21 protein-coding genes and 1 tRNA gene (1 of these 22 cut by a window edge) are annotated in these 21,245 nt (G+C 63.5%); 9 read left to right on the top strand and 13 right to left on the bottom strand.

Annotated features, from left to right (window positions below; all coding sequences use genetic code 11):
* Both msrQ and msrP read right to left on the bottom strand, forming a co-directional pair.
* Window positions 1–93, bottom strand: the 5' end (the start) of a protein-coding gene (gene msrQ / locus CAER_RS0112515; RefSeq protein ID WP_027235668.1) for a protein-methionine-sulfoxide reductase heme-binding subunit MsrQ. The gene continues 531 nt to the left of window position 1, outside the view; only the first 93 of its 624 coding nucleotides appear in the window; it begins with the start codon at window positions 91–93; its stop codon lies off the left edge, out of view.
* A gap of 11 nt (window positions 94–104) precedes the next feature.
* Window positions 105–1,025, bottom strand: a complete 921-nt coding sequence (gene msrP / locus CAER_RS0112520) for a protein-methionine-sulfoxide reductase catalytic subunit MsrP (RefSeq protein WP_027235669.1) — start codon at window positions 1,023–1,025, stop codon at window positions 105–107.
* A 254-nt stretch (window positions 1,026–1,279) separates the two neighbouring features.
* Between msrP and CAER_RS0112525 the strand changes: the two genes are divergently transcribed.
* Together CAER_RS0112525 and CAER_RS0112530 are read left to right on the top strand one after the other, a co-directional pair.
* Window positions 1,280–1,717, top strand: a complete 438-nt coding sequence (locus CAER_RS0112525) for a DUF302 domain-containing protein (protein WP_027235670.1) — start codon at window positions 1,280–1,282, stop codon at window positions 1,715–1,717.
* A 90-nt stretch (window positions 1,718–1,807) separates the two neighbouring features.
* On the top strand, window positions 1,808–2,377 hold the full coding sequence (locus CAER_RS0112530) for a hypothetical protein (RefSeq protein ID WP_027235671.1): 570 nt from the start codon (window positions 1,808–1,810) through the stop codon (window positions 2,375–2,377).
* 28 nt (window positions 2,378–2,405) lie between these two features.
* Here the strand turns inward: CAER_RS0112530 and CAER_RS27995 are convergent, their stop codons facing one another.
* On the bottom strand, window positions 2,406–3,047 hold the full coding sequence (locus CAER_RS27995) for a TVP38/TMEM64 family protein (protein ID WP_051357777.1): 642 nt from the start codon (window positions 3,045–3,047) through the stop codon (window positions 2,406–2,408).
* A 144-nt stretch (window positions 3,048–3,191) separates the two neighbouring features.
* On the bottom strand, window positions 3,192–5,810 hold the full coding sequence (gene clpB / locus CAER_RS0112540) for an ATP-dependent chaperone ClpB (protein WP_027235672.1): 2,619 nt from the start codon (window positions 5,808–5,810) through the stop codon (window positions 3,192–3,194).
* Between the two features lie 350 nt (window positions 5,811–6,160).
* Between clpB and pyrF the strand changes: the two genes are divergently transcribed.
* Window positions 6,161–6,877, top strand: coding sequence for an orotidine-5'-phosphate decarboxylase (gene pyrF / locus CAER_RS0112545; protein ID WP_027235673.1), 717 nt, complete (start codon window positions 6,161–6,163; stop codon window positions 6,875–6,877).
* A gap of 407 nt (window positions 6,878–7,284) precedes the next feature.
* Here the strand turns inward: pyrF and CAER_RS0112550 are convergent, their stop codons facing one another.
* Window positions 7,285–7,707, bottom strand: coding sequence for an NUDIX hydrolase (locus tag CAER_RS0112550; RefSeq protein WP_027235674.1), 423 nt, complete (start codon window positions 7,705–7,707; stop codon window positions 7,285–7,287).
* A gap of 90 nt (window positions 7,708–7,797) precedes the next feature.
* On the opposite strand from CAER_RS0112550, the gene CAER_RS0112555 reads away from it, so the two are divergent.
* The gene (locus tag CAER_RS0112555; protein ID WP_084299529.1) at window positions 7,798–9,051 is read left to right on the top strand and encodes a DNA polymerase IV; all 1,254 of its coding nucleotides are present in this window, start codon (window positions 7,798–7,800) and stop codon (window positions 9,049–9,051) included.
* A gap of 18 nt (window positions 9,052–9,069) precedes the next feature.
* Here the strand turns inward: CAER_RS0112555 and CAER_RS0112560 are convergent, their stop codons facing one another.
* Window positions 9,070–9,930, bottom strand: a complete 861-nt coding sequence (locus CAER_RS0112560; protein ID WP_027235676.1) for an N-formylglutamate amidohydrolase — start codon at window positions 9,928–9,930, stop codon at window positions 9,070–9,072.
* 162 nt (window positions 9,931–10,092) lie between these two features.
* Here CAER_RS0112560 and CAER_RS0112565 point away from each other — a divergent pair.
* The 4 genes from CAER_RS0112565 to CAER_RS0112580 all read left to right on the top strand — a co-directional run bounded on the left by CAER_RS0112565 (window position 10,093) and on the right by CAER_RS0112580 (window position 12,832).
* Window positions 10,093–10,167 (top strand) — tRNA-Val (locus tag CAER_RS0112565).
* Window positions 10,168–10,246: 79 nt separating this feature from the next.
* Window positions 10,247–10,372, top strand: a complete 126-nt coding sequence (gene ykgO / locus CAER_RS0112570) for a type B 50S ribosomal protein L36 (RefSeq protein ID WP_005648635.1) — start codon at window positions 10,247–10,249, stop codon at window positions 10,370–10,372.
* Window positions 10,373–10,747: 375 nt separating this feature from the next.
* A complete protein-coding gene (locus tag CAER_RS0112575; protein ID WP_027235677.1) occupies window positions 10,748–11,764 on the top strand; it encodes a Fe(3+) ABC transporter substrate-binding protein in 1,017 nt (338 codons plus the stop codon).
* Between the two features lie 207 nt (window positions 11,765–11,971).
* Window positions 11,972–12,832 (top strand): CobW family GTP-binding protein, encoded by an 861-nt coding sequence (locus CAER_RS0112580; protein WP_027235678.1) that lies wholly within the window; start codon window positions 11,972–11,974, stop codon window positions 12,830–12,832.
* 63 nt (window positions 12,833–12,895) lie between these two features.
* Here the strand turns inward: CAER_RS0112580 and CAER_RS0112585 are convergent, their stop codons facing one another.
* The 6 genes from CAER_RS0112585 to CAER_RS0112610 form a co-directional block, all read right to left on the bottom strand.
* Window positions 12,896–14,572 carry an ABC transporter permease gene (locus CAER_RS0112585; protein WP_027235679.1) on the bottom strand — a complete coding sequence of 559 codons (1,677 nt, stop codon included), beginning with the start codon at window positions 14,570–14,572 and terminating at the stop codon, window positions 12,896–12,898.
* 159 nt (window positions 14,573–14,731) lie between these two features.
* On the bottom strand, window positions 14,732–15,949 hold the full coding sequence (locus tag CAER_RS0112590; protein ID WP_027235680.1) for a phenylacetate--CoA ligase family protein: 1,218 nt from the start codon (window positions 15,947–15,949) through the stop codon (window positions 14,732–14,734).
* Window positions 15,950–15,966: 17 nt separating this feature from the next.
* Window positions 15,967–16,803, bottom strand: coding sequence for an ABC transporter ATP-binding protein (locus CAER_RS0112595; protein WP_027235681.1), 837 nt, complete (start codon window positions 16,801–16,803; stop codon window positions 15,967–15,969).
* A 122-nt stretch (window positions 16,804–16,925) separates the two neighbouring features.
* Window positions 16,926–18,209 (bottom strand): ABC transporter substrate-binding protein, encoded by a 1,284-nt coding sequence (locus tag CAER_RS0112600; RefSeq protein WP_027235682.1) that lies wholly within the window; start codon window positions 18,207–18,209, stop codon window positions 16,926–16,928.
* Between the two features lie 92 nt (window positions 18,210–18,301).
* On the bottom strand, window positions 18,302–19,378 hold the full coding sequence (locus CAER_RS0112605) for a branched-chain amino acid ABC transporter permease (protein ID WP_027235683.1): 1,077 nt from the start codon (window positions 19,376–19,378) through the stop codon (window positions 18,302–18,304).
* Window positions 19,379–19,452: 74 nt separating this feature from the next.
* On the bottom strand, window positions 19,453–19,716 hold the full coding sequence (locus CAER_RS0112610; protein WP_027235684.1) for a hypothetical protein: 264 nt from the start codon (window positions 19,714–19,716) through the stop codon (window positions 19,453–19,455).
* Between the two features lie 102 nt (window positions 19,717–19,818).
* Between CAER_RS0112610 and CAER_RS0112615 the strand changes: the two genes are divergently transcribed.
* A complete protein-coding gene (locus CAER_RS0112615; RefSeq protein WP_027235685.1) occupies window positions 19,819–20,151 on the top strand; it encodes a hypothetical protein in 333 nt (110 codons plus the stop codon).
* Window positions 20,152–20,178: 27 nt separating this feature from the next.
* Here CAER_RS0112615 and CAER_RS0112620 read toward each other — a convergent pair whose 3' ends face one another.
* Window positions 20,179–21,165: a branched-chain amino acid ABC transporter permease gene (locus CAER_RS0112620; protein ID WP_027235686.1), complete on the bottom strand. Its 987-nt coding sequence runs from the start codon at window positions 21,163–21,165 to the stop codon at window positions 20,179–20,181.
* Window positions 21,166–21,245: the final 80 nt, after the last annotated feature.

Below are 21,245 nucleotides of genomic sequence, written 5' to 3' on the forward strand. Positions count from 1 at the left end.
GCCAAGATAGAACAGCCAGGGGCCAGGCAGCGCGCCCAGGAGGTATACCGGCCAGACGGGCAGGCACCGGACAAGCTGGTTTGCAAATCCCATCCGCGGCCTCCTTAGAAATACTCGCTGAGGTCCATGCCTTCATAAAGGGCGGCTACCTCGGCCTCGTATCCGTTGAACATCAGCGTCGGCTGACGGCGGGCAAACAGCCCCCCGCCGATGCGGCGCTCGCTGGCTTGGCTCCAGCGCGGGTGCGAGACTTCCGGATTCACATTACTATAGAAGCCGTACTCACGCGGGTTCGCCATGTTCCAGCTGGTTGGGGGCTCTTCATCGGTCAGGGTGATGCGCACCACCGACTTGATCGATTTAAAGCCGTATTTCCACGGCACCACCAGCCGCAGCGGCGCACCGTTCTGGTTGGGCAGCGGTTTGCCGAAGATGCCGGTCGCCATGATCGTCAGCGGGTGCATCGCCTCGTCCAGGCGCAGCCCCTCGCGATAGGGCCAGTCCAGCACCTTATAGATGGTGCCCGGCATCTCGGACGGGCGGTAGAGAGTCTCGAAGGCCACGTATTTCGCGCCCTCCTGCACCCCCGCAAGGGTCAGCAGGTCAGCCAGCTCGAACCCCTGCCAAGGCACCACCATCGACCAGGCCTCAACACAGCGGAACCTGTAGATGCGCTCTTCAAGCGTCATCTCACTCAGGATCTGTTCAAAGGAATAGTCGCCCGGATTGTCCACCAAACCGTCGATCGCGACACTCCAGGGCTCGGTGGTCATCCGCTCAGCATATTCGGACGGATCTCCCTTGCCGGTTCCGAACTCATAGAAGTTGCAGTAACCGGTCACCTCTTCCCAGGTGTTGGGCGCCAGCTCCTCTTCCGGCAGAGCCGCTTCCGCCCGGGCCTGCGTGCCCAGCGCCGCAGCCAGCCCGCTGCCTGCCAGCCCTGCCATGATCCGGCGGCGGTTCCAGAACACGGCCTCCGGGGTTGCGTCTGCAGGGGTTAAATCGTTGGTCCAGCGGCGGGCCATCTGCGTCTCCTGATTATCCAGTCACATCTGAGGTAACGGCGCCGTGCGCAAAACCCAAAACATATCCTGTCACGACTGCGCGAGAGACCTGTAACGTAACATCCAATCCTTCACCCGCTGTGAACGGGAACAAGGAAAAAGGCGCCGCGGCGATTTTCCCGGTGGCGGGACGGCCCATCCCATGCAAACATCCCTATATGTATAACGCAACCGCCGGGACCGTCCGCCCTGGCGGTCGCAAAGGGAGAGACACCATGAAAAAGCACATCGCCGCAGCAGCCCTTGCCCTCACCGCCCAGACCGCCGCAGCGCAGGAGGCCGTGCTCCACACCACTGCACTGCCTTATGACGATGTGATCTTTGGATTAGAAAGCGCCATCACCAACCGCGGGCTGGTGGTCGATCACGTCAGCCATGTGGGCGATATGCTGGAGCGCACCCGCGCCGATGTCGGATCCGACGTGGTGCTGTTTCAGAGCGCGCAAGTATTCTCCTTCTGCTCCGCCCAGCTGTCGCGCGAGGTGATGGAGGCAGATCCGATGAACATCTCCTTCTGCCCCTATAACATCTTCGTGGCCCAGCTGCCGGGCGCGCAAGAGGTCAGCATCGGCTTCCGGTCCTTCCCCGAGGGAGAGATGCAGGTGATCCAGGACTTGCTGGATGGAATCGTGCAGGAAGCGATCGAAGAATAGGCGTCTTGACGGGTAATTTCCCCGCTGCACAGGCTGCCGGATTTCATTATGCTGGCCGGAAACATAAATTCCGGCTCGGGCAGACAATACATGAAATCCTTCCTTGCTTCCCTGATGATGCTAGCTGCCGCCTCGCTGGCAGGCTGCGCCACCACCCCCGCTGCGACCAAGAACAATGTCGAGGAGCTTTCTCTTGCGCTGCAGTCGATGGGCCCCGAGGTCGACCCTGCTGAGGCCCGCCGCGCGGCAGAGATCGCCTACAGCTACTCTGCCCAGCTGGCCGAGCAGTACAATGTCACCACCTCGCCGATTCTCCACAACACTCTGGTGAACACCGGCGTCAAGGAGCGCGGCGTCTGCGTGCATTACGCCGAGGATATGCAGGCCCGCCTCAATCAGGAGAACTTCCGGACGCTGTCGATGCTGCGTGCCATTGCCGAGCCGAAAAGCGATTTCCGCATCGACCACAGCACCGCGGTGATCGCAGCCAAGGGCGATGACATCTACGAGGGTGTCGTACTCGATCCCTGGCGCTATGGCGGCAAGCTCTACTGGTCCGCCACCACCGAGGATCCCCGATACGACTGGGAACCGCGTATGGAAGTCCTTCGCCGCAAGTACGCGCGCCGGATGGCCAAGGAAGCGGCGGCGGGCAGTTAACCCCCCTTTGCAAGGCCCGGCCCCAGTGTCAGAGCCAGGGCCGCGCCAGCCGGTGCATGGCCAGCAGGGCAATCAGCAGCCCGGCTGAGACCGCCGCCAGCACCGGCCAGTCCAAATCCAGCATCTGCGCCCCGAACCACGTGGACAGCAGCGTCACCGGCAGGATGCCCAGCGCGGTAGTCCACACAAAGGTCCAAAGGCGGACCTGGGTCAGCCCGGCGGCATAGTTGATCAGGTTAAAAGCGATTACCGGGACCAGGCGCGCCGCCAGCAGCGCCAGCGCCCCCCGTTCCTCGGTCCAGGCATCCAGCTGCCGCACCTGCGCCCCGCTCAGCCAGTCCCGGACGGCCTCCTGGCCCAGACGGCGCGCCAGCCAAAAGGCCACCAGCGCCCCAAGCATCGCCCCAGTCCAGATCAGCACCGCCCCCAGGAGCGTGCCAAAGATTGCACCTGCACACAGCGCCAGGATTTCCGCTGGAAACGGCACAAAGGAATGCACCACCATCAAAACAATCACCGCCAGCGGCGCCCAGGCACCTGTACTGCGCAGCCAGACAACCATATCCTCCACCGGGCGCACCTGCCCATTCAGCACATAGGCCGCCAGCGCGCCGCACAGCAGCACGAGGAGAAACGCGGCAAAGGCCGTTCTGCGCCTGATGCGGATCATATTACCGGCACCTGTGCTAAGAATAGCTGCCAGTCTAGCGCTTTCCGCCACTGCCGCAAAATGCGCGGCCAGGCAGTCATGAAAAGGCCCGCCACTGCAGGCGGGCCCTTTCAGGTTCACGATCTGCTCTTAATGCACGGCCGATTAATGCACGACGGCATCATCCGGCCGCGGCTTGTCGCTGGTGCCCAGCCGCTCGCCGATAATCAGCCCCTCGCTGCCGGCCGTGACCGGGACGGTATCGCCATCCTTGATCTCGCCGCCCAGCAGAGCCTCGGCCAGCGGGTTCTGCAGCGCACGCTGGATCACCCGCTTCAGCGGCCGGGCGCCGAACACCGGATCATAGCCCTCGTCCGCCAGCCAGGTCTTGGCCGCCTCGTCCAGCTCCAGCGTGATCTTGCGCCCCGCCAGCCGCTTGAGCAGCCGGGCCAGCTGGATCTCGACGATGCCGTCCATGTCCGCACGGTTCAGGCGGTCGAAGATAATGGTCTCATCCAGACGGTTCAGGAACTCGGGCCGGAAGTGGGCCCGCACCGCATCCATCACGTCGCGCTTAGCCTCCGAGGCATCGGCCCCGTCCGGCAGCTGGCTCAGCGCCTGCGCACCGAGGTTCGAGGTCAGCACGATCAGCGTTTGTTTGAAGTCGACGGTGCGGCCCTGACCATCGGTCAGCATACCGTCATCCAGCACCTGCAGCAGCACGTTGAACACGTCCGGATGCGCCTTCTCGACCTCGTCGAACAGCACCACCTGATAGGGGCGGCGGCGCACGGCCTCGGTCAGCGCCCCGCCTTCGTCGTACCCGACATAGCCCGGAGGCGCGCCGATCAGCCGGGCGACCGAGTGCTTCTCCATGTACTCCGACATGTCGATACGCACCATCGCGTGCTCGTCGTCGAAAAGGAACCCGGCTACTGCCTTGGTGAGCTCGGTCTTGCCGACACCGGTCGGCCCGAGGAACAGGAATGACCCCAGAGGCCGGTTCTCGTCATTCAGACCTGCCCGCGCGCGGCGCACCGAGTTGGCAACCGCCGTGACGGCGGCGTTTTGGCCGATCACCCGGCGGTGCAGCTCATCCTCCATGCGCAGCAGCTTCTCGCGCTCGCCCTCCAGCATCTTGGAGGTCGGAATGCCGGTCCAGCGCTCCACAACGGCTGCGATCTGCTCAGGCCGCACGGCCTCCTCGACCATCAGCCCCTGCTCTTCTTTCTGCTCGGCATCCGCCAGCTGCTTCTCCAGCCCCGGAATGACGCCATAGGACAGCTCACCTGCCTTCGCGAGGTTGCCCTTCCGCTTGGCGATATCCAGCTCCGCCCGGGCGCGGTCCAGCTGCTCCTTCAGGTCGCGGGCCGAGGCCAGCTTGTCCCGCTCCGACTGCCACTGCGCGGTCATCTCGGCGGATTGCTCTTGCAACTCCGCCAGTTCCTTCTGCAGCTTCTCCAGGCGGTCCTTGGAGGCCGCATCATCCTCCAGCTTCAGCGCCTCTTCCTCGATCTGCATTTGCAGAATCTGCCGGTCCAGCGCATCCAGCTCTTCCGGTTTCGAATCCACCTGCATCCGCAGGCGGGAGGCGGCCTCATCCATCAGGTCAATCGCCTTGTCCGGCAGAAAGCGGTCAGTGATGTAGCGGTTCGAAAGCGTCGACGCCGCCACCAGCGCCGCATCGGCAATGCGCACCCCGTGGTGCAGCTCATACTTTTCCTTGATGCCGCGCAGGATCGACACAGTGTCCTCCACCGTGGGCTCAGTAATCATCACCGGCTGGAACCGCCGGGCCAGGGCGGCGTCCTTCTCCACATACTTGCGGTATTCATCCAGCGTGGTGGCGCCGATGCAATGCAGCTCGCCGCGCGCCAGCGCCGGCTTGATCAGATTGGCGGCATCCATGGCGCCATCCGATTTGCCCGCGCCGACCAGCGTGTGCATCTCGTCAATGAACAGGATGATCTCTCCCGCGGCTTCGGTGACTTCCGTCAGAACGGCTTTCAGACGCTCCTCGAATTCGCCGCGGTATTTTGCGCCGGCGATCAGCGCACCCATGTCGAGCGCAAGCAGCTTCTTGTCGCGCAGCGACTCAGGCACATCGCCGTTGATGATGCGCAGCGCCATGCCCTCAGCAATTGCGGTTTTACCGACGCCCGGCTCACCAATCAGAACCGGGTTGTTCTTGGTCCGGCGCGACAGCACCTGCATCGAGCGGCGGATTTCTTCGTCCCGGCCGATGATCGGGTCGATCTTGCCCTCACGCGCCGCTTCGGTCAGGTCGCGGGCGTATTTCTTCAACGCATCGTAGCCTTCCTCAGCGGTTGCCGAGTCGGCCGTGCGCCCCTTGCGGATGTCATTGATCGCTTCGTTGAGCTTCTGGGCGGACACTTCGCCCGCCTCCAGCGCCTCCTTGGCCTTGGATTTGACCATGCACAGCGCCATCAGCAGCCGTTCCACCGGCACAAAGCTGTCGCCCGCCTTCTCGGCAATCTTGGCGGCCTCATCCAGCACCTTGGCAGTCTGCCCGTCCAGATAGATCTGCGCGGCGTCGCCGCTCACCTCGGGCTGCTTTGCAACGGCCGCATCAACGGCCTCCGCCACGCGCGCAGGCGCGCCGCCCGCGCGCGAGATCAGATTGCTTGCCAGCCCCTGATCGTCGTCCATCAATGCTTTCAGAATATGCTCTGGCACCAGCCGCTGGTGCCCCTCGCGCATCGCAATGGTCTGCGCCGCCTGCACGAACCCACGTGCACGCTCCGTGAACTTGTTCAAGTCCATCTTGCTCTCCTTTTTCAAGCGCCCGCGTTATTGGCAGCGCCCGCTTTGCGGCACGCCCCGGTCCGGGCCTCGGCAATAGATGTGGGAAGCGATGCCGCCGCTTCAAGATCATCATGCCCGCAAAAGGTGAGGAAATCCCTGACCTGCGTCAACTTTGCGCCCAGCCCGCCGCCCCGGACGCAACCGCGCCGCGCACCAGCGCGGCGCCGGGCCCAAAATCTGCAATAGGCGCCGCCAGGGGCCTGTTCAGATGCGGGAGCACCCGCCCGCCGCAGCGGCACCTTGCCGAATGCCTGCCCCTTGCGTATGAAACGCCAGTTCACGCCACAGCTGCCACAAAGGACTGCCCCATGACCCAAGCCCCGCGCGCCGATGACCGCCTGATTGTTGCCATGGATGTCCCCAACGCGCTGGACGGGCTGAAACTGGCCGAACAGCTGGGCGATGCTGTCTCCTTTTACAAAATCGGTCTTGGCATGCTCACTGGCGGCGGACTGGCGCTGGCCAATGAGCTCAAGCAGGAGCACGGCAAGCGCATCTTTCTCGACATGAAACTCTTTGACATCGGCGCCACCGTGGAAAACGCGGTGCGGGGCCTGGCGCAGTTCGACCTCGACTTCCTCACCGTGCATGGCGACCCTTACGTGGTGCGCGCCGCCAAGGAAGGCGCGGCTGGCAAGGACCTCAAGATCCTCGCCGTCACTATCCTCACCTCGCTCGACCGGCAGGACCTGGATGGTGCGCTGATCAAGGCGGGCGCTGTGCAGGACCTGGTGCTGGAGCGCGCAGGCAACGCCTTTGCCGCCGGCGCCGACGGGGTGATCGCCAGCCCGCAGGAGGCCGCGCTGATCCGCGCCCTGCCCGAGGCGGAAGGCAAGCTGATCGTCACCCCAGGCGTCCGCCCTGCCGGAGCGGCCTTGGGCGACCAGAAACGCGTCGCCACCCCGGCGTCCGCCATCGCAGACGGCGCCGACCATATCGTAGTGGGCCGCCCGATCTGGACAGCAGACAGCCCCCGCGCCGCGGCTGAGGCCATCCTGGCAGAGCTGGCCGGCACGCAAACCTGACCGCCACCGCGCGGCCCAGAAGGTCCGCAGCACGAAAGCGCCTGCGCCGCAAACGGCGCAGGCCGGCCTCTGCTTAAAAAACAGGCAGCAATAAAAAATGTGCGGTGGACACATCTATTCTGCGCGGTCCACCGCCATGCCGCCAGCTTACCTAACGTCAACGCACTCTTTTCACTGATGAAACCTGCCGCTGAACCGGTTTCTGCGCCAAATCGTCCTGTAACCCAAAAGGCACACCCGGAAAAGCCGCCGCTTCGCCCGCGACCCGCAAACTTTGCGAAACGGCGCTGGCTGCGCGATTCTGCAGATGAGACACTCCCCAGACGGGCTTTTCTTCCTGAGACCCGTCACCTTCCCCCCGCATTCCAGCGGGGGATCTTTCTTTCTGCTTCCTGAAATTTCCGCTTTCACCTTCGCCGTTCAGCAAGGTACTCGCGCAGGCGCGCCGCGAAATGCGGCACGGCCAAGGGATGGGCGCAATAGACCTCCGGCGCCATCAGCGCCCAGCCCTGCCCCTCATCCCCGAACCGGATCAGCTCAACGGCTGACGCTGGCAAATGCGCGGCAAAGAACCAGACCCGCCCGTGCGGACGCTGATAGGGCCGCGCCCAGACCAGCGCTGCCGGCTCCAGCACCAGCCCGACCTCTTCAACGGTCTCGCGCAGTGCACAGGCCGCGGGGCTTTCGCCTGCTTCACGGCCGCCGCCCGGCAAATCCCAATGGCCGGGATAAGGAATATCAGGTCTGTCATCCCGCTGGATGACCAGCAGATTCTGCCCTAGAAACACCGCCAGCTTGGCGCCGGCAAAATCTTCGCCTGCTGATGTCATGATCTGTCACTTGGCAATCCGCCGCGCTAAAGACAAGCCCTCCGCCGCAAGCTAGACTGCCGCCTCCAGGACCACAGCCAGCCGCCTCCCATGCACGCCCTTTGCCGAGACTGCCTGAACCAGATCCCCCTAGCCCGGCGCTGCCCGCATTGCGGCAGCCCGCGGATCAAGGCGCATGAGGAGCTGTTCTCCCTCACCATTGCACACATGGACTGCGACGCCTTTTACGCCAGCGTCGAGAAACGCGACAATCCTGAGCTGGCCACCAAGCCCGTGATCATCGGCGGCGGCAAGCGCGGGGTGGTCTCCACCGCCTGCTATGTCGCCCGCATCCGCGGCGTCCGCTCCGCCATGCCGATGTTCCAGGCGCTGAAACTCTGCCCCGACGCAGTGGTGATCAAGCCGCGCATGAATGTCTATGTCGAGGTCAGCCGCGAAATCCGCAAGATAATGAATGAGCTGACCCCGGATGTGGAGCCGCTTTCACTGGATGAGGCTTTCATGGACCTCACTGGCACCGAAAAGCTGCATGGCGCGCCGCCCGCGGTGATGCTGGCGCGGCTGGTCAAGCGGATGAAGGACGAACTGGGCGTCACCGGCTCCATCGGGCTCAGCCACAACAAGTTCCTGGCCAAGGTTGCCTCCGACCTCGACAAGCCGCGCGGATTTTCGGTGATCGGCAAGGCCGAGACAGGCGATTTCCTGCGCGAAAAACCGGTGCGGCTGATCTGGGGCATCGGACCCGCAGCCCAGGCCAGCCTGGACAAGGCAGGCATTCGCACCTTTTCCGATCTCTTGCGCTGGGACCGCGAAGCGCTGCACAGCCGCTTCGGCTCGATGGGCGACCGGCTTTGGCACCTGGCCCGCGGCCAGGACCGGCGCCGGGTTTCCGCCCATGCGCCCATTAAGTCGATCTCCAATGAAACCACCTTCTTTGAAGACACTGCCAGCCTCGAAGTACTCGACGGCCATTTGTGGCGGCTGGCCGAAAAAGTCTCGGACAGGGCCAAGGCGCGGGAAGTGGCAGGCCGGGTTGTCACCCTCAAACTGAAGCGCGCCAACCACTCGGCGCTGACCCGGCGGGTCACCCTGCACAGCCCCACCCAGATCGCCGACCGGATCTACCGCACCGCCCGCGGCCTGCTGGATCAGGTGGGCAACGAGGGCCCCTACCGGCTGCTGGGCTGCGGTATCTCTGACTTGGTGCCCGAATCGCAGGCCGACGAGAGCGGCGATTTGCTGGACCCGCAGGCCGGAAAGCGGGCGGAGGCGGAACGCGCCACGGATGCGATCCGGAAACGGTTCGGCGACGGAGCGATTCTCAAAGGCCGCGCCCTGCGCTAAGCCGTGCGTTGCATTCCCTTATTCCGCCGCCAGCGGAATTTCCTCCTGCCCGATGGCCGCAATCTCCGCGGTCACCTGGCGCAGCAGTTTCTGCAGCGGCTCGAAATTTCCGTTGGGCCGGATATTGACCTCATCCATATAGAGCGCCCGGTCGATCTCGATCTGGACCGCATGCTGGCGCCGCGACGGCCGGCCGTAGGTCTGCGCGATGTAAGCCCCGGCAAACGGCGTATTGCGGGCCACTTTCAGCCCCGCCGCGGCAAAAGCCGCCTCGATCCGGTCCACCACACTGCTGTCCGCGGCAGCACCGAACCGGTCGCCCAGCACCACCTCCGGCTTGCCGCTGCCAATTGGCGCCATGGTGTCGATCGCCTCATGCGGCATTGAGTGGCAGTCGACCAGAATCGCCTGCCCGAAACGCCGGTGCGCCTGCTCCAGAAGCCCCTTCAGTGCCTGGTGATAAGGGTGCCAGTAACAGCTGATCCGCTCCTCGGCCTCGGCCAGGGTCAGCTTGCCGCGGTAGATCGCGCGCCCGTTGGCCACTACGCGGGGAATCACCCCCAGGCCTGACGCCACCCGCGGGTTCTGCCCGCGCCGCTGCACCCCGTCGATCACCGCCGGGTCCAGTTCATCGGGCGAGCGGTTCAGGTCCAGATAGGCACGCGGCTTGACCGCAGTCAGCAGCGGCGCCCCGAATTCCGGCGCCGCCTGGAACAGCTGGTCGACAAAAGCATCCTCTGAGCTGCGGATGGTTTTCCGCCCCAGAATCGACTGTGCCAGAAAGGAATCGCTGTAATCGGTACCGCTGTGGGGAGAGGCAAAAACCACCGCGGACGCCAGTTTCTGCGGGGAATTCACGGAAAACGCTGTATCAGGCATCCTTGCTCCGGTGCTTCTTGTGCAAGAAACAGCATATCGCGGAAATTTCTGCGGTCAAAAGCTCTTGCACCCTCGGGCGACTCTATTTATAGACCCCCTCACCGGCGCGGCACCCCGCGCCCCTTTCACTTCTAAGGGGCAGGAGGCTGGGCAGGCCAGAGTGGGCGATTAGCTCAGCGGTAGAGCACTTCGTTGACATCGAAGGGGTCACAAGTTCGATCCTTGTATCGCCCACCATTCCATTCACTGCCCTGGCTACGGCCACGGCACCCGCTAACCCAGGCGCTGGTTCGCGCCGCAGACAAGGAGAGAGACCATGAAGGTCAAGAACTCGCTCCGTTCGCTGAAGAACCGGCACCGCGATTGCCGGGTTGTGCGCCGCAAAGGCCGCGTTTACGTGATCAACAAGACCCAGCGCAAGTTCAAAGCGCGACAGGGCTAAGATCCGACACAGCGACACACAGAAAACCGCATCATCCGATGCGGTTTTTTTGCGTTTGGGGCCTGCGGTTTCCGGTCCTGGCCAAGGAGCCGCGCCCGCAGATACCCCGGCTGCCGCCGGGCAATGCTTGGCGGGCTTTGCCAAAAGCCCTGCGACGGACGGAAGAGGCCGAACCTATGCGGGCCCACCGGACAGCTCACCACACGCAGCAGCGGCGGCCCGGAACCGGCAGGGCTTCCGTCCCTCCGCCCCCCGTCTTGCACCGCCGCGGCAAAATATCTGATTTCTTTTGTCGGAAATTCGTTGCATCCGTTGGAAAATTCATTAATTGACTGTTTCAGTCGGAAAAAGAGCCACTAACGAACGGGACATCACATGCTGAAAGCCACCACAGTACTGGCCGGCGCGCTGACCGCGGCCATCGCCACCACCGCTGCTGCCGAAGGTGAACTGAACATCTATTCCTCGCGTCACTATGACACCGACGAACAGCTCTATTCGGAGTTTGAAGAGGCCACCGGCATCACCATCAACCGGATCGAAGGCAATGCGGATGAACTGATTGCCCGGTTGACGGCTGAAGGCGAAAACTCTCCCGCCGACATTCTGATCACCGTCGACACCTCCCGCCTGACCCGGGCCAAGGACGCAGGCGTGCTGCAAAGCATCGAAAGCGATGTGCTGGAGACCCGCGTGCCAGCCTATCTGCAGGACCAGGACAACCAGTGGTTCGGCTTCAGCCAGCGCTCGCGGATCATCTTCTATGACAAGGACGAGGTCGCCAATCCGCCGCTGACCTATCTGGACCTGGCCGACCCCGCGTATAAGGGCAAGGTGTGCATCCGCTCCTCCAAGAACACCTACAACCAGACCCTGCTGGCCTCGATCGTGACTCATCACGGCGCAGACGCAGCCCGCAGCTGGGCCGAAGGCGTGGTTGCCAACATGGCGCGCGACCCGCAGGGCGGCGACACCGACCAGATGCGCGGCATTATTTCGGGCGAATGCGATATCGCCGTGGCCAACAGCTATTACTTCGCCCGCGCGATCCGCAAGGACGTCAAGGGTGTGTCGGAAAACCGTGACCAGATCGGCTGGCTGTTCCCCTCGCAGAATACCGAAGGCGCGCATATGAACCTGTCCGGTGGCGGTGTTGCCGTGCATGCCCCGAACAAGGACAACGCCGTCAAGTTCCTGGAGTACCTCGCCAGCGATTCCGCCCAAGCCTATTTCTCGGCCGGCAATGACGAGTACCCGGCGGTTCCGGGCGTTGGCCTGGCCCCGTCGATCGCAGCGCTTGGCCATTTCAAGCCGGACGACGTGAAACTGTCGGAGGTCGCCAAGAACCTGCCCGAGGCACAGAAGATCTTCAACGACGTCGGCTGGAAGTAACCCCAGCCCGCAAAGACCCGGAAAAGCGCGGCCCCGGCCGCGCTTTTCGCCTTTGTGCCTGCCCCAGACAGCCAAGCACCAAAAGTTTGGCGCACCCTCAGCTTTTCCTAGACCCGATTGCGCGAGATGCCTATACGTTCGCGCATCTTAAAATTCGGGGGGAAACATGCCGTCAGGAGCACGCCGCGCTCTGGGGGACCAGAGTCTATGAACCGGTTGCCGGTAACGATTATCAGCGGGTATCTGGGGGCAGGCAAAACCACCCTCATCAACCAGTTGCTGGCCGAGGATCACGGGCTGAAACTGGCCGTGATCGTGAATGACTTCGGCGCAGTCAATATCGACGATGCGCTGATTCAGGACACCGATGGCGGCAAGATCGCGCTCACCAATGGCTGCGTGTGCTGCACGATGGGCGAGGACCTGGCCGGGGCGCTGCGGGAGGTGCTGAACCGCCCCGAACACCCGGACCATGTGGTGATCGAAGCCAGCGGCATTTCCGAACCGGTTGCAATCGCCAATTCCGTTCTCAATGAAACCGGCCTCAGCTATGGCGGCATCGTCACCCTGGTGGATGCGGACAATGCGGAAACGCTGCTGAACGACCCGCTGGTTGCCCCGCAGGCAGAGCAGCAGATCCGCGCTGCAGACCTGGTGATCGCCACCAAATGCGATGAGATTTCCGATTCGCTCGGCGCCACGCTGAAAAAGGCCGGCGCCCGCACCCCGACGGTGCTGACCGGCTCTCCCGTCGCGGAGCTGCTGTTTGACGTGGTGCCGCTGCCCAAAGGCCGCGCGGTTGCCGCCCACCCCGCTTATGCCACCTGGCAGCACCGCAGCAGCACCGTGCTGGACCGGCGCGCGCTAGGGGACAAGCTGGCAGACCGCCCTGCGGGTCTGTACCGGATGAAAGGCTTTGTGCTGACCACCGGCGGCGCCTATGAGCTGCATGTGGTGGGCCGCCACGTCGAAGCCAAACGCTGCGAGGCGGAGGAAACCGTTCTGGTGGGTCTGGGGCCGGCAGACCGGATTTCCCGCGACGAGATCGAGGCCTGGTGGGCGGCATAAGCCGCACCCGGGTCCAAGAAAATTCAAATTTCTTGGCAAGAATTTTACTTAAAATTCTTGCGCCTAGCGCCGGCGCCCCACCTGGCGGCAGATCAGTATCACAGGCAGCAGGCCAACCGCCATGATCACCAGCGAGGGCACCGCAGCGCCCTCCAGCCGCTCATCCGCCGCCAGCCGGTGCGCCTGCACCGCCAGCGTGTCAAAGTTGAAGGGCCGCATGATCAGCGTCGCGGGCAGCTCCTTCATCACATCGACAAAGACGATCAGCAGCGCCGTCAGCAGGCTCGGCGTCAGGATCGGCAGATGCACCCGGCGCAGCATGCCCATCGGCCCCTGCCCCAAGGACCGCGCCGCTGCGTCCATATTGGTGTGCATGGTGGCCTGCCCGCCCTCATATGCCCCCAGCGCCGCCGCCATGAAACGCACGCCGTAGGCGGCAACCAGCAGCCAGATCGAGCCGGTGACCAGCAGCCCGGTGCGGATTCCAAAGGTCTCCCGCATCCAGGCATCCAGCGCATTGTCGAACGCCGCGAAGGGCACGATCAGCCCCACCGCAATCACCCCGCCGGGCACCGCATATCCCAGCCGGGCGAAATAGGCCGCCGCGGAGGACAGCCGCCCGGGCCGCAAGCGCTGGTAGAACCCGAGGCAAACCGCAGCCGCAACCGTCAGCACCGCTGCTGCCGACGCCAGAATGATCGAATTGCTGGTGAAATCCATGTAGCGGCGGCTGAACAGGTTCTGCTCGGAATCAAAGCTCATCAGAAACAGCACTGCCACCGGCAGCAGGAAACCCAGCACCACCGGCACCGCGCAGAAGAACACGGCCGCCACCGTCTTGACGCCGCTCAGCTTTGCCGGCGGCATCTGGGTGTGATGCTTGCCGGCATGGTGGTACTTGGCCCGCCCGCGGGTGGAGCGCTCCACCACCGCCAGCGTCAGGGCAAAGCCCAGAAGGCACAGAGCCAGCTGCGCTGCCCCGCCCCGGTCGCCCAGCGAGAACCAGCTGGTGTAGATGCCGGTGGCAAAGGTCTGCACCCCGAAGTACGAAACCGTGCCAAAGTCCGCGATGGTTTCCATCACCGCCAGCAGCACGCCGGAGGCAATAGCCGGGCGTGCCATCGGCAGGCTGACCAACCAGAAAGCCTGCCAGGAATTCTTGCCAAGCGCCCGCGCGGCCAGGAAGGCGCCTGCGCTCTGCTGCATGAACGCCGCCCGTGCCAGCAGGTAAACATAAGGATAAAGCACCAGCACCAGCATCGCCGCCGCCCCGCCGGTGGAGCGGATTTCCGGGAACCAGTAGTCGCGCGGCCCCCAGCCCGTTACCTCCCGCAGGGTGGATTGTACGATTCCCGGATGGTCCAGGATATGGGTGTAGGCATAGGCCAGAACATAGGCCGGAAAGGCCAGCGGCAGCACCAGCGCCACCTCCAGGAACCGCGCGCCAGGGAACCGCGTCATCGTCACCAGCCATGCTGCTCCGGTGCCGATTGCGAAGGTGCCAAGCGCCACCATCGCCACCAGTGCCAGCGTCGTCAGCGAATACCCCGGCAGCACAGTTTCAGCGAGATGGCTGATCGTCTCCGTGCCGCCAAACGCCGCCGCCAGCGCCACCGCCACCATCGGCAGCAGGCAGGACAGCGCCACCAGCCAGGCCAGGACGGCAAACAAACCGCCGCTCCTGCCGCCGCGGCGGCGTCCGTGAAGGGCGTACTCTATGGGATCGTTTGCAGCGGTCATTAGCGTTAATCGGGGTCCGGCTGGAGGGTCACATCGCCCTATTTCGACCATTCCAGTCAGAAATTCCAGCCGGAAAGCACGTCACGGGCCAAGCGGGCGGCACAATAGCAAACGGGCGCCTGCATCCGGCGCCCGTTGATTTCAGCAGATCTGCGCGGCTCAGTCGTAGGTCCGCTGATCCTCGATCACCAGACCGTCCTTGGGCAGCGCGCCCGGCGCGACCACCTCAACCCTGCCCTTGAGCTTCAGCACCTCGACCACCGACCGCGCATAGGCCGCCTCGTCGCCGCCTTGCGCTTCGATCTGAACGGTCATCGCATCCATCTCGCCGTCACGGCTAGCGATGACGCGGGCCTTGACGATCTCGTCATGTTTTTCGACCAGCGCTGCCACCTGCTCGGGGCGCACGAACATGCCCTTGATCTTGGTGGTCTGGTCGGCCCGGCCCATCCAGCCCTTGATCCGCATGTTGGTGCGGCCGCAGGGCGAGACACCCGGCATCACCGCCGACAGATCGCCAGTGGCAAACCGGATCAGCGGGTAATCGGGGTTCAGCGTGGTCACCACGACCTCGCCCACCTCACCCGGCGCCACCGGATTGCCGGTACCGGGGGTAACGATTTCGACGATCACATGCTCGTCAACGATCATCCCCTCCATCGCCGGGCTTTCATAGGCGATGTTGCCCAAATCGGCGGTGGCATAGCACTGCAGGCAGGTAATCCCGCGGTCGGCGTATTCCTGGCGTAGGGAGGGGAACAGCGCGCCACCGCCCACCGCCGCCTTGGAGAACGCCAGCTCCACGCCCATCGCGTCCGCCTTGTCCAGGATCACCTTCAGGTAGTCCGGCGTGCCGGCATAGGCGGTGGCGCCCACGTCGCGCGCAGCTGTCACTTGCAGCTCGGTCTGGCCGGTGCCGGCCGGCAGCACCGCGGCGCCAACCGCCCGCGCGCCGTTTTCAAAGATCATGCCCGCAGGCGTCAGATGGTAGCCGAAGCAGTTCTGCACCACATCGCCCTGCCCAATCCCGACGGCGTTCAGGAACCGCCCCATCCGCCACCAGTCGCCGTCCACCCCGCCCGGCTCGTAAATCGGGCCGGGGCTCTGGAAGATATGGGCAAAGCCATGTGCAGGCTTCACGGTGAAGCCGCCAAAGGGCGGTTTCTCCGCCTGCGCCCGGCTCAGCTCCGATTTGCGCAGCACCGGCAGCTTGGCCAATGCCTCAGCCGAGGTCACCGCGGCCGGGTCCACCCCGTCCAGCAGCGTGGCATACCCGGCTGCACTCTTAGCGCGGGCGATCTGCTCCGGGAGCGCCTTTGCCAGGTCTGCGGCGCGTTCGTCTGCGCTGCGGGTTTCAAGCGTGTCAAAAAAGCTCATCACGTCATCTCCCCGCATCAGCTCAGCCACCTCTTGCGCCGGCGGTAGGACCGCACGTCGCGGAAGCTCTTGCGTCCCTCATCCGACATCCCGAGGTAGAATTCCTTCACGTCCGGGTTTTCCCGCAGCTCGGCAGCGGGACCGTCCATCACCACCCGGCCCGATTCCAAAATGTAGCCATAATGCGCATAGCGCAGGGCCACGTTGGTGTTCTGTTCCGCCAAGAGGAAGGTCACGCCCTCGTTTTCATTGATCGACTTCACGATCTCGAAAATTTGCTCCACCAGCTGCGGCGCCAGGCCCATTGAGGGTTCGTCCAGCAGGATCGTCTCCGGCCGCGACATCAGCGCGCGGCCCATCGCCACCATCTGCTGCTCGCCGCCCGAGGTATACCCCGCCTGCGACTTGCGGCGCTCCTTCAGGCGCGGGAAGTAGCTGTAGACCATTTCCAGGTCTCTCTGGATGTTCGCGCCGCCATCCGAGCGGGTATAAGCGCCGGTCAGCAGGTTCTCTTCCACCGTCAGATGCTCAAAGCAGTGGCGGCCTTCCATCACCTGGATGACGCCCTTCTTCACCAGCTCCGCCGGGTCCTGCTCATGCACGTGGTCGCCGCGGTATTTGATCGAGCCCTTGGTAACCTCACCGCGTTCCGAATGCAGCAGGTTCGACACTGCCTTCAGCGTTGTGGTCTTGCCGGCCCCGTTACCGCCCAGCAGCGCGGTGATGCCGCCTTTGGGCACATTCAGGCTCACGCCCTTCAGGACGAGGATCACGTGATTGTAGATCACCTCGATATTATTGACCTCCAGCAGGGTCTCGGCCTGCACGTCGGCGGTGTTCGCTGCATCCAGCATCAAAGCGTGTCCTCATGCCTGTCCCGGACCAGATCCGGGATCCCGTTGAGTGGCGCGGCAGCTTGCCGCCGCGCCGGTTTCTGTCCGGCCCCCCAAGAATGCGGGGGGCCGGCATGAAGCCGTTATTTGCAAGCAGGTTCGATGTTGTTCTCTGCTGCATAGGCAGCCGAGTCTTCCTCAACCAGCTTGCCGATCACTTCGGTGTCCGACGGTTTGAAGTCAGAGATCAGCGACCAGGTTTTGCTGTCCGCATCCCACTGGGTCACACCAACCAGGCCGGGGCCGCCGTGGTTTTCGCAGGAGACGTTGAAGGTCGGACCGAAGTTCGGCATTCCCAGCGCTTCCATCTTCGCCTCGTCGATCACTAGCGCTTCCATGCCGTCGCGCATCATCGCCGGGGTGATGTCCTTGGTGCCGTGGATTTCCTGCGCGGTCTTGGCAGCTTCGGCCGCCAGCATCGCCGCGTACATGCCGCGGTTATACAGGACGTTGCCGACCTGATCGCCGGCACCTGCTGCCTTGCCCGCATCCACGACGTATTTCTGGATGTCGTCAAACACAGGGAAGTCGCGGCCCACGTTGTGGAAGGTCACAGCCTTGTAGCCGTCAGCCTTGTCGCCCGCGGGCAGCACGTCATGCTCGGCACCGGACCACCACACGCCGATGAAGTTCTCCATCGGGAAGCGGATGTTGGCGGCTTCCTGGATTGCCACCTGGTTCATCACGCCCCAGCCCCACATCACGACATAGTCGGGACGGTCGCGGCGGATCTGCAGCCACTGCGATTTCTGCTCCTGGCCGGGATGATCGACCGGCAGCGCTACCAACTCAAAGCCGTGCTTCTTGGACAGCTCTTCCAGGGTGCGGATCGGCTCCTTACCATAGGCGGAGTTGTGGTAGACCAGCGCAATCTTCTTGCCGCTCAGATCGCCGCCGTTCTCTTCCAGCAGGTAGTTCACCACACCCGAGGCACCGTTCCAGTAGTTGGCCGGGTAGTTGAATACGTGGCTGAATACTTCGCCGTTCGCCGCCGATGTGCGGCCATAGCCCATAGTGTGCAGCGGGATGTTGTCCGCGGTCACTTTGGGGATCAGCTGATAGGTGATGCCGGTGGACAGCGGCTGATAGACCAGCGCGCCCTGGCCCTTAGTCGACTCGTAGCACTCAACACCCTTTTCGGTGTTATAGCCGGTCTCGCATTCAATCACCTTGGCCGGTACACCGCCGATGCCGCCATCGCGCTCGTTCAGCAGGGTGAAATAGTCGTTGTAGCCGTCCGAGAACGGGATGCCGCCCGCCGCATAAGGCCCGGTCCGGTAGCTGAGGTCCGGGAACACCAGATCGGCCATTGCCGGACCGGCTGCCATCGCGGCGCTCAGCGCCAGTGTGGTCAGTGTCTTTTTCATCGGCTTAAATCCTCCCTTTGGTCTTATCCGATGGTTTCGTTCGGCGGGGGTGGTCTTGGTTTTCTCCCCGCCAGCGTGTGTGCCGCCCCGCCTTAGTGCGGGAAGGGCCAGAGTCTCAGTTTTTCCTTGGCAACGCGCCACAGCTGCGCCATGCCGTGCGGCTCCGCGATCAGGAAGACGATGATCAGCGCGCCGACGATCACCAGCTGGAAATGCGCCACGATGTCGGTGGGCCAGTTCAGCAGGTCGACGCCGACCACCTTCAGCACCACCGGCAGCAGCACCAGGAAGGCAGCACCGGCAAAGGAGCCGAAGATCGAGCCCAAACCGCCCAGGATCACCATGAACAGCACCAGGAACGATTTGTTGATGCCAAAGGCCTCGCCGACCTCGACCGCGCCCAGATAGACCGCAAAGAACAGCGCACCGGAGATGCCGATAAAGAAGCCGGAGACAGCAAAGGCGGTCAGTTTGGCCTTCAGCGGGTTCACCCCGATGATCTCAGCCGCGATGTCCATGTCGCGGATTGCCATCCAGCTGCGGCCCACGGTGCCGCGGGTCAGGTTGCGGGCAATCAGCGCGCAGATGGTCAGGAAAATCAGGCAAAACAGATAGGTGGCCCAGGCCGGCGCATTGGGGCCGGTGATGATGATGCCAAAGGTATCGCGCTCCGGCGCGTTGATCTGGCCCGAGGCCGAATAGTTGTAGAACCACGGCACCCGGTTGAACAGCCACACCAGGAAGAACTGCGCTGCCAGCGTCGCCACCGCCAGATAGAAGCCCTTGATGCGCAAGGACGGCAGGCCGAACAGCACACAGACCCCTGCGGTGATACCGCCCGCAAGCAGCACGTGAATGAACATGCTGACTTCCGGGAAGGCAGTCATCAGCTTGTAGCAGGCATAGGCCCCCACCGCCATGAACCCGCCGGTCCCCAGGGAGACCTGTCCGCAATAGCCGACTAGGATGTTCAGCCCGATTGCCGCAATCGAGTAAATCAGGAACGGCAGCAGGATCGCATTGGCCCAATAATCGTTGATCAGGAAGGGGATGAGGCCAAAGGCCACCGCCAGCACCACATAGTACCGGTAGCGGTCGAACTTGATCGGGAAAGTCTGGCTGTCATCTGCATAGGAGACTTTGAAATCCCCGGCTTCACGGTAGAACATGTCTCAGATGCTCCCTTTCTCTTGCAAACGGGACCCGGTCCGGGTGTCTGTCTTGAATGTTTCAGCGGCGGCACTCATTCGACCTGCCCCCACTGCGCCTGCGCGGCGTCACGCTGTTCGCGGGTCATCCGCGCCGATGGTCTGGCATATCCGCTGTGTTCGCTGCCGCGCACCAGCCGAAGGTAGGCGATGATGCCTGTGATAAGCCCGGCCGAGGCCAGCAGCGCTGCGGTCACCACCTGGGTTTCGCTATAGCTTTCCGCCGTCAGCGCCAGATAGCCGAAGGACCAGAACCCGGCCCAGGCGACCACATTGACGATGGCAATCAGCTTGTTCATGCCGCCGCCCCGACGTTAACCACTTCTTCAGAAATCCCGGCTTCGCCACATTTCGCCCAAATCTCTTTGCCAGCATGTTGGCGGGTAAAGTGAGTGGGACTAATGACCGCGATTTTCGAGGAAATCCGGCGGCTGGAGGCCGCGCGGAAGAAGGGATGGATTTCAGCATCCGAATACGCAGTGGCCAAGGGCCGGCTGCTGGAAACCGTCGAGGACGCAACCGTGCTGCCGCCGTTTGAAGCGCAGCCGCCAAGGCGGGCAGTTGCCAGAGACGCACCCGGCCCTTGGGGGCCGATGCTGATCGGGCTATGCGGGGCGGGAGTGCTGACCTTCCTCGCCGGGCAGGTGATTGGCGATCTCACCATCGCTTTCACACTGGTTGCTAGCGTCTTTGCCGCCGTCGTCATCGCCGCCTTCCGCCGGCTCGAGGGCTGAGCACGCAGGGAGCAGATCATATGAGCCTCAGACCCGTTCAATGATCTTCTCCCCGAACAGGCCCTGAGGACGGAACACTAGGAACAGCAGCGCCAGCACATAGGCAAACCAGTTCTCGGTGGCGCCGCCGACCATCGGGCCGATGGCGAATTCGAACAGTTTCTCGCCCACACCGATGATCAGGCCGCCGACAATGGCGCCGGGGATCGAGGTGAAGCCGCCCAGCATCAGCACCGGCAGCGCCTTCAGCGCGATCAGCGACAGCGAGAACTGCACGCCGGACTTGGTGCCCCAGACGATGCCGGCAACCAGCGCCACAAAGCCTGCGACCGACCAGACCAGCACCCAGATGAAGTTCAGCGAGATGCCGACCGACAGGGCTGCCTGGTGGTCATCCGCCACAGCGCGCATCGCCCGGCCCTGTTTGGTGTACTGGGCAAAGCAGACCAGGCCCGCCACCAGCAGCGCCGCGATGACGGTCGCCACGATGTCCAGATTGTCGATAAAGAAGCCGTAGCCGAAGATGTTGAAGGTGGTCTCGTCAATCCACAGGTTGATGCCCTGCGGCAGGCCCACGTCCAGCGTCTTGATCTCGGAGCCCCACATCAGGTCAGCCACGCCTTCCAGGAAATAGGCAAGCCCGATGGTGGCCATGAACAGGATGATCGGCTCCTGCCCCACCAGATGCTTCATCACCAACACCTGCACCAGCCAGGCCAGCAGCACCATCACCGCCACGGTCAGGGCAATCGCCAGCACACCGGGCACGTTCCAGCCGAAATGGGTGACGTGGCCGCCGAAGACCGCGTTGATCACATGCGAGAAAGGCACCTGCCCCTGCATGATCCCGACCAGCGTCATCGCCGCAAACAGCGCCATCACGCCCTGGGCATAGTTGAAAATGCCGGACGCCTTGTAGATCAGGACAAACCCCAGCGCGACCAGCGCATAAAGCACGCCCGCCATCAGGCCGTTCAGCGTGACTTCCATCGCAAAGACAAGTTGTTCGGGCATTAGAGGCTCTCCTCGGAATTCTGCGCTGCGGCGGTGCACAGGGGGTGCACAAGGGGTGTACGGGTGTCACCCTGCCGGCG

Source organism: Leisingera caerulea DSM 24564 (assembly GCF_000473325.1).
Taxonomy (GTDB): domain Bacteria; phylum Pseudomonadota; class Alphaproteobacteria; order Rhodobacterales; family Rhodobacteraceae; genus Leisingera; species Leisingera caerulea.

What these genes read in the sequence shown, in the direction of transcription:
- msrP (WP_027235669.1), bottom strand. Translation starts at nt 1,025, where the DNA reads ATGGCCCGCCGCTGGACCAACGATTTAACCCCTGCAGACGCAACCCCG.
- CAER_RS0112525 (WP_027235670.1), top strand. Translation starts at nt 1,280, where the DNA reads ATGAAAAAGCACATCGCCGCAGCAGCCCTTGCCCTCACCGCCCAGACC.
- CAER_RS0112530 (WP_027235671.1), top strand. Translation starts at nt 1,808, where the DNA reads ATGAAATCCTTCCTTGCTTCCCTGATGATGCTAGCTGCCGCCTCGCTG.
- CAER_RS27995 (WP_051357777.1), bottom strand. Translation starts at nt 3,047, where the DNA reads ATGATCCGCATCAGGCGCAGAACGGCCTTTGCCGCGTTTCTCCTCGTG.
- clpB (WP_027235672.1), bottom strand. Translation starts at nt 5,810, where the DNA reads ATGGACTTGAACAAGTTCACGGAGCGTGCACGTGGGTTCGTGCAGGCG.
- pyrF (WP_027235673.1), top strand. Translation starts at nt 6,161, where the DNA reads ATGACCCAAGCCCCGCGCGCCGATGACCGCCTGATTGTTGCCATGGAT.
- CAER_RS0112550 (WP_027235674.1), bottom strand. Translation starts at nt 7,707, where the DNA reads ATGACATCAGCAGGCGAAGATTTTGCCGGCGCCAAGCTGGCGGTGTTT.
- CAER_RS0112555 (WP_084299529.1), top strand. Translation starts at nt 7,798, where the DNA reads ATGCACGCCCTTTGCCGAGACTGCCTGAACCAGATCCCCCTAGCCCGG.
- CAER_RS0112560 (WP_027235676.1), bottom strand. Translation starts at nt 9,930, where the DNA reads ATGCCTGATACAGCGTTTTCCGTGAATTCCCCGCAGAAACTGGCGTCC.
- ykgO (WP_005648635.1), top strand. Translation starts at nt 10,247, where the DNA reads ATGAAGGTCAAGAACTCGCTCCGTTCGCTGAAGAACCGGCACCGCGAT.
- CAER_RS0112575 (WP_027235677.1), top strand. Translation starts at nt 10,748, where the DNA reads ATGCTGAAAGCCACCACAGTACTGGCCGGCGCGCTGACCGCGGCCATC.
- CAER_RS0112580 (WP_027235678.1), top strand. Translation starts at nt 11,972, where the DNA reads ATGAACCGGTTGCCGGTAACGATTATCAGCGGGTATCTGGGGGCAGGC.
- CAER_RS0112585 (WP_027235679.1), bottom strand. Translation starts at nt 14,572, where the DNA reads ATGACCGCTGCAAACGATCCCATAGAGTACGCCCTTCACGGACGCCGC.
- CAER_RS0112590 (WP_027235680.1), bottom strand. Translation starts at nt 15,949, where the DNA reads ATGAGCTTTTTTGACACGCTTGAAACCCGCAGCGCAGACGAACGCGCC.
- CAER_RS0112595 (WP_027235681.1), bottom strand. Translation starts at nt 16,803, where the DNA reads ATGCTGGATGCAGCGAACACCGCCGACGTGCAGGCCGAGACCCTGCTG.
- CAER_RS0112600 (WP_027235682.1), bottom strand. Translation starts at nt 18,209, where the DNA reads ATGAAAAAGACACTGACCACACTGGCGCTGAGCGCCGCGATGGCAGCC.
- CAER_RS0112605 (WP_027235683.1), bottom strand. Translation starts at nt 19,378, where the DNA reads ATGTTCTACCGTGAAGCCGGGGATTTCAAAGTCTCCTATGCAGATGAC.
- CAER_RS0112610 (WP_027235684.1), bottom strand. Translation starts at nt 19,716, where the DNA reads ATGAACAAGCTGATTGCCATCGTCAATGTGGTCGCCTGGGCCGGGTTC.
- CAER_RS0112615 (WP_027235685.1), top strand. Translation starts at nt 19,819, where the DNA reads ATGACCGCGATTTTCGAGGAAATCCGGCGGCTGGAGGCCGCGCGGAAG.
- CAER_RS0112620 (WP_027235686.1), bottom strand. Translation starts at nt 21,165, where the DNA reads ATGCCCGAACAACTTGTCTTTGCGATGGAAGTCACGCTGAACGGCCTG.